This is a genomic window from Mesobacillus sp. (genome assembly GCF_047739415.1).
Lineage (GTDB): Bacteria > Bacillota > Bacilli > Bacillales > Cytobacillaceae > Mesobacillus.
Genome location: NZ_JBIQOE010000117.1, coordinates 1 through 5,327 on the forward strand (window position 1 = coordinate 1; position 5,327 = coordinate 5,327).

A 5,327-nucleotide genomic window follows, 5' to 3' on the forward strand; every position below is an offset into this window, starting at 1 on the left:
CGCGATTTCCACTGTGTCTCGTAAAAGGGTCACATGCCCCATCTTCCTCTTATACTTCGCTTCTTTTTTGCCATATAAGTGAATCTTCCAATCCTGTAATTCGGGAATTCTATCCAACAGAGGCTGTTGGTGTTCTCCCAGGATATTTACCATCACGGCAGGTTTCAGCAAGTTCGTGCTTCCCAATGGCCAGCCGCAAACTGCCCTGATATGCTGTTCGAACTGTGATGTCTCACAGGCCTCGATACTGTAATGACCCGAGTTATGCGGCCTCGGTGCCAGTTCATTTATGTAAAGCTCATCATTTTCAGCCAAAAACATCTCAACTGCCAGTGTTCCAACCAACCCTAACGCTGACGCAATTTGTTTCGCTGCTTCTATAGCCTTTGCTTCAGCCTTCATGCTGATTCTTGCCGGAACAATTGTCTGATGCAGAATGTTTTCCTTATGAACATTCTCAGCCACCTGGAATACACTCGTTTCACCATTTGTCCCCCGCGTGATGATCACCGAGATTTCCTTTTCAAACGGAATCCACTTTTCCAGTACACACGCACCCTGGCTGACTAATCTTTCAGCTAAATCGATATCATCAACAGACCTAAGAACCAGCTGGCCTTTGCCGTCATAGCCGCCGCGAGCAGTTTTCAAGACTGCAGGCAATCCTAATTCATCCACACCTGCCCTGAAATCCTCCACCTTTGTCACAACTGCGTATGGTGCTACGCGAACGCCCGCTGTCTCAATGTTGCGCTTCTCTTCTATCCTGTCCTGAGTGACCCGCAGCAATTCCGTACCCTGAGGCACATAGGCGTTTTCATTCAACCATTGAAGGGCAATTGCATCTATATTCTCAAACTCATAAGTGATCACATCACTCTGTTCTGATAACTGCTTTATTTTTTCAAGGTCATCGTAACCGCCGACAATCTGCTCGTCAGCCACCTGGCCGCATGGGCAATCCTCGGTCGGGTCAAGTACGACCACCCTGAATCCCATCGCTTTTGCCGACAGCGCCATCATCTTGCCAAGCTGTCCTCCGCCAATAATTCCAATCGTCTCTCCTGGTAAAATCACTTTAGACAAGCTCATCACTGCTTTCCATCACTGACATCTTCGTCTCTTCCCTTAACCGTTCCAATCTTTCAGCAAGGTCATTGTCAAAAGCCCCGAGAATCTGAGCTGCCAGCAAACCCGCATTTGTTGCTCCAGCTTTTCCGATTGCTACTGTCGCAACCGGCACTCCGCCAGGCATCTGGACAATCGATAACAATGAATCCAGGCCGTTAAGCGCCTTTGATTGGACTGGCACTCCGATGACCGGCAGAGTTGTCTTCGCCGCTACCATCCCAGGCAGATGTGCAGCGCCGCCAGCTCCAGCAATGATGACTTTAATTCCTTCGTCCCTGGCCTTCTCGGCAAATTCAAACATTAAATCCGGCGTACGGTGGGCTGAAACCACCTTTTTTATAAAAGAAACTTCCAGCTGATCAAGAATGTCGCACGCATGTTTCATCGTTTCCCAATCAGATTTGCTCCCCATAATGACTGCAACCGTCACTTCTCTAACCCCCTTTTGGAGTATCACAACAAAAAACCCGGATAGACTTCTTCCTCTTGATAGAAGAGAAAGTAGTCTGTCCGGGTGCATAAGCAAAGAAATCCATAAGTGAACGCGATTTCTTTTCCCTTCACTTAAAAACTACTTTCCCTCATAGTCCGGCGATTTACGGTTACCGGGTAGAAACTCATGGGCCATATCCCCATTATTATACGAGGGAAAACTAAATTTTACTTTCGACATTTACATATTAACAACTAATTCGACTTATTGTCAATCAATAATCGAACATTAGATAATTTCTATTTTATATTGTTCGTGTTTAGGGCTTTAAACAGCTAACGCAAGTCAGCTCTCAATTAACTTCGCTTCAAAAATGATCTGCCTGCCAGCAGGTTCATATTCAACACTGCCATTCTTTTCTACTTCTTTAAAAATCGGCTTTTCCATCCTGCGGACAGGAGCGAAGCCATCTTTCTTCATTCTATTAAGACATTCATCGATTGATTCATGTTCACCGACTTCATACATTTGCTTCTTTTTACCCTTACTCATGAAAACAGCTTTCCTTTCCGTACTGATTTTACCCAGAACCCGCCGTGGATCGATTTCGGCTCATACGCGATGATGAATGCCTTCGGATCCAATTCCTTAATCTTCTCATACAGCTTCAATTCATATTTTCGCGGCGTTAAAATCTGCATCGCCATCCGGTCGCCCTCAAGTCCATGGGCAGCCCAATCCGTCACACCGTAACCGAGTGCTCGCAAAGCCTTTGGCAGATCCACATCATACTCTTTCGTAATCACATTGATCGTAATATACCCAAGTGCCAGCTTCTCTTCAATTTTCATCCCGACAATGACACCTATTCCATAGCCGACAGCATAGGCAACCAGATTCTGTAACTCATTTAAATTCTCAAGTACCAGACCAAGGCCAACAACATAAATAACGACCTCAATCGTGCTGAGCCCAGCAGCCAAATAACGCTGCCCCTTTAACGTCAAAATCATCCTGATTGTAAAAAAAGACACATACACAATATTGATGATTAAGATGATGGCCACCATGACAAAGCTATTCTCCAGCATTCAAAACCCTCCAGACATCTCTTCTAATAATCCCTAATGTTCGCATTAAACAAACCGCTTGTAAAGCAACTTGCAAAATTCCAAATGAAAATATTCTTATTTTAAGGTTTCCTTAACCTTATGATTTGAAACTTCTTTACTTAAAAATGATGGCGATTGACGAATGCGCGTGGAAAAGTATACCATTTTAAAATAAGAGATTACAGGGAGTTGGTAGTAATGTTTTATCGGCGGAAATTCTACATAGTAAAAAATGAATTTGTAGAACCATTCAATAGGCTGTTTACTGAAATAAACATGCCAAATCAGCTGAAGCACGGATCCAGACTGCTTGGGAGATGGATGCTGCCCCATAATGAGACTACAACCGAAATATTCGCGATCTGGGAGTATGACAGCTATGAGGATTATATAGAAATAGAAAATCATGTTAGAAGTGATCAGGAACATCTGCAGCGCATTAAAAATTGGTACGATGAAAATGGCGGGAAAGAGTATGTTCAAAAACAATACTTTGTGGAAGCCAGGAATGAAAAGTTATATTCGACAATAGACACTGCATTGTCTAATTAATAAACGGCATATAAAAAACCATCAAGCCTGAGTCCGTGACCCGGAAGGCTTGATGGCTGTCATTCATATTTTAAATCGGCTGACCGTATCTTTTAATGTTTCGGCCATTGTCGATAGATTATTGGCCGAAGCTGTTATTTCCTCCATTGAAGCTAATTGTTCCTCTGCAGAAGCCGCTACATTTTGGCTATGCAAGGAAGATTCCTTTGATATAGTCGAGACTTCATTTACTGTTGCGGATACTTCTTCAGTGCTCGCCGACATCTGTTCAGCCGTGGCTGCCATCTCTTCAATTTGTTCACTCATATTTTCCACTGATAAAAGAATCTCCTGGAAGCTTCTTTGGGTATCCTCTACGATTCCCAAACCACTAGCCACTTCTTTTTTTAATTTATCCATTGAATCATTTGAGTGCTCCATATCCGTTTGAATATGCCTGATTAACTCTGATATCTGAGAAGAAGAATTTTGGGATTGTTCAGCCAGCTTCCTGACCTCTGCCGCAACAACTGCAAATCCCTTCCCATGTTCTCCAGCTCTCGCTGCTTCAATCGCTGCGTTCAAAGCTAGCAAATTGGTTTGATCCGCAATCTCGATAATTACTTTTGAAATGTTGCCTATTTTCCTGGATCGCTCATTCAGCGAGCTAATGAATTCCCCTGTTTCGTTAACAGAAGCATAGATCATATTCATCTGGGATGCGGTCTCCTGAACATATCCTCCGCCTCTTTTAGCATGATCACCAGCTTCCATACTTGATTCAGCTATAAATGAGGAAGTTTCAGCAATATTGGCCACACCCTTTGCCAACTCCTCTAATGCCCTCGCACTTTCCTCAATACCTTGTGTTTGAACATCAGACCCTCCTGCTACCTGCTGAATTGCCTCTGTAATCTGCTCAGTAGCCTTACCTGTCTGTTCAGCACCGGCATTCAGCTCTTCTGAAGAAGCAGCTACTTGTTCTGAGGTTTCAAGAACCTCTTTTACCATTGTGCTTAAGCTTTCTTTCATCTTGTTATAACTGTTTGCAAGATCGCCAAGTTCATCGCCACTGTCGTCTTTAACATCTGTCGTAAAATCACCAGCCCCCGCATTCAGCAGGGCAGTAGAAATAGCATGAAGTCTTCTTTTCAAATTACGCGTAAACCAATAGATTCCTATAGAAGCTACTATGACGACAATTATGACTTGAATCAAAAATTTTGTCATAAAAGAAGTTAAGATTTTATCAATTGTCTTTTCAGACGCTCCAACATAAAAGATTCCTATCGCCTTGCCATTCTGGTCCTTTATAGGTGTATACGCAGTTTGATAAGAATTGCCAGCAACCTCAGCTTCCCCATAAAATGCTTTCCCTTGCTTTAAAACCACATCCGCAACCTCTTCAGATACCTTCGTACCAACAGCACGCTTTCCTTCAAGCATGACGTTTGTGGCTATACGAGTATCTCCTTGAAAAATGGTTACTGTATCACCTGTATCGGCCCCAATAGTATCTACTACCTCATAATTTTCATTGAAAAGTTGCTCGCCCTTAAATAATTGACCATTGCTTACTTCCCAATCCCCAGGGAATTTGTTATTAATATACCGCTCACCTAAAGCCAAGTCTCCCTTAGCCTTCTCCACAGCAAAAGCTTTGATTCCCTTTGTAACTTCTTTGGTCACAACAACTCCAATTATTACAGAAAGAATAAGAACAGTACTTAACACAATCAAATTGATCTTTGTCCCTAATTTCAACTGCAAACCAGCCCTCTTTTTTCTCAAAACATGCTCCCCCTTGATGTAAACTGTTATTCATTGCTTCAAAAAATGAATACAATAAATGCTACTGTTATATCGGAAGAGTTTAGTACTTGTGAATTACTTACAGGGGTAATTCATAATTTAGACAAACTTATATCTGGAATTTTTGCATAAAAAAAGAACAGCCATTACAGCTGTTCTTTCGTGTGCCCGGCGGCGTCCTACTCTCACAGGGGGAAACCCCCAACTACCATCGGCGCTGAGAAGCTTAACTTCCGTGTTCGGTATGGGAACGGGTGTGACCTTCTCGCCATCGCCACCAGACAATTTTTTAAGGACAATATTTATTA

6 protein-coding genes, 1 rRNA gene and 1 riboswitch are annotated in these 5,327 nt (G+C 42.8%); of the genes, 1 reads left to right on the forward strand and 6 read right to left on the reverse strand.

Annotated elements, in window-relative coordinates:
* From purK to ACH0QE_RS09560, 4 genes are all read right to left on the reverse strand, one after another.
* The coding region (purK, locus tag ACH0QE_RS09545) for a 5-(carboxyamino)imidazole ribonucleotide synthase (protein WP_415800468.1) at positions 1-1,092 on the reverse strand (1,092 nt) is incomplete at its 3' end.
* Positions 1,079-1,543 carry a 5-(carboxyamino)imidazole ribonucleotide mutase gene (purE, locus tag ACH0QE_RS09550; protein WP_415800473.1) on the reverse strand — a complete coding sequence of 155 codons (465 nt, stop codon included), beginning with the start codon at positions 1,541-1,543 and terminating at the stop codon, positions 1,079-1,081. The genes purE and purK, both read right to left, overlap by 14 nt.
* Positions 1,544-1,695: 152 nt before the next feature.
* A riboswitch (purine riboswitch) is annotated at positions 1,696-1,797 on the reverse strand.
* Between the two features lie 112 nt (positions 1,798-1,909).
* A complete protein-coding gene (locus ACH0QE_RS09555; RefSeq protein ID WP_415800469.1) occupies positions 1,910-2,116 on the reverse strand; it encodes an NETI motif-containing protein in 207 nt (68 codons plus the stop codon).
* Complete coding sequence (locus ACH0QE_RS09560) at positions 2,113-2,655, reverse strand: DUF2179 domain-containing protein (protein ID WP_415800470.1); 543 nt, start codon at positions 2,653-2,655, stop codon at positions 2,113-2,115. The genes ACH0QE_RS09555 and ACH0QE_RS09560 overlap by 4 nt, the downstream gene beginning before the upstream one ends.
* 219 nt (positions 2,656-2,874) lie before the next feature.
* Here ACH0QE_RS09560 and ACH0QE_RS09565 point away from each other — a divergent pair, with 219 nt between their 5' ends.
* Positions 2,875-3,228, forward strand: coding sequence for a cytoplasmic protein (locus ACH0QE_RS09565; RefSeq protein ID WP_415800471.1), 354 nt, complete (start codon positions 2,875-2,877; stop codon positions 3,226-3,228).
* Between the two features lie 63 nt (positions 3,229-3,291).
* Here ACH0QE_RS09565 and ACH0QE_RS09570 read toward each other — a convergent pair whose 3' ends face one another.
* Positions 3,292-4,998, reverse strand: a complete 1,707-nt coding sequence (locus ACH0QE_RS09570; protein WP_415800472.1) for a methyl-accepting chemotaxis protein — start codon at positions 4,996-4,998, stop codon at positions 3,292-3,294.
* A 187-nt stretch (positions 4,999-5,185) separates the two neighbouring features.
* Positions 5,186-5,301 (reverse strand): 5S ribosomal RNA (gene rrf / locus ACH0QE_RS09575).
* Positions 5,302-5,327: the final 26 nt, after the last annotated feature.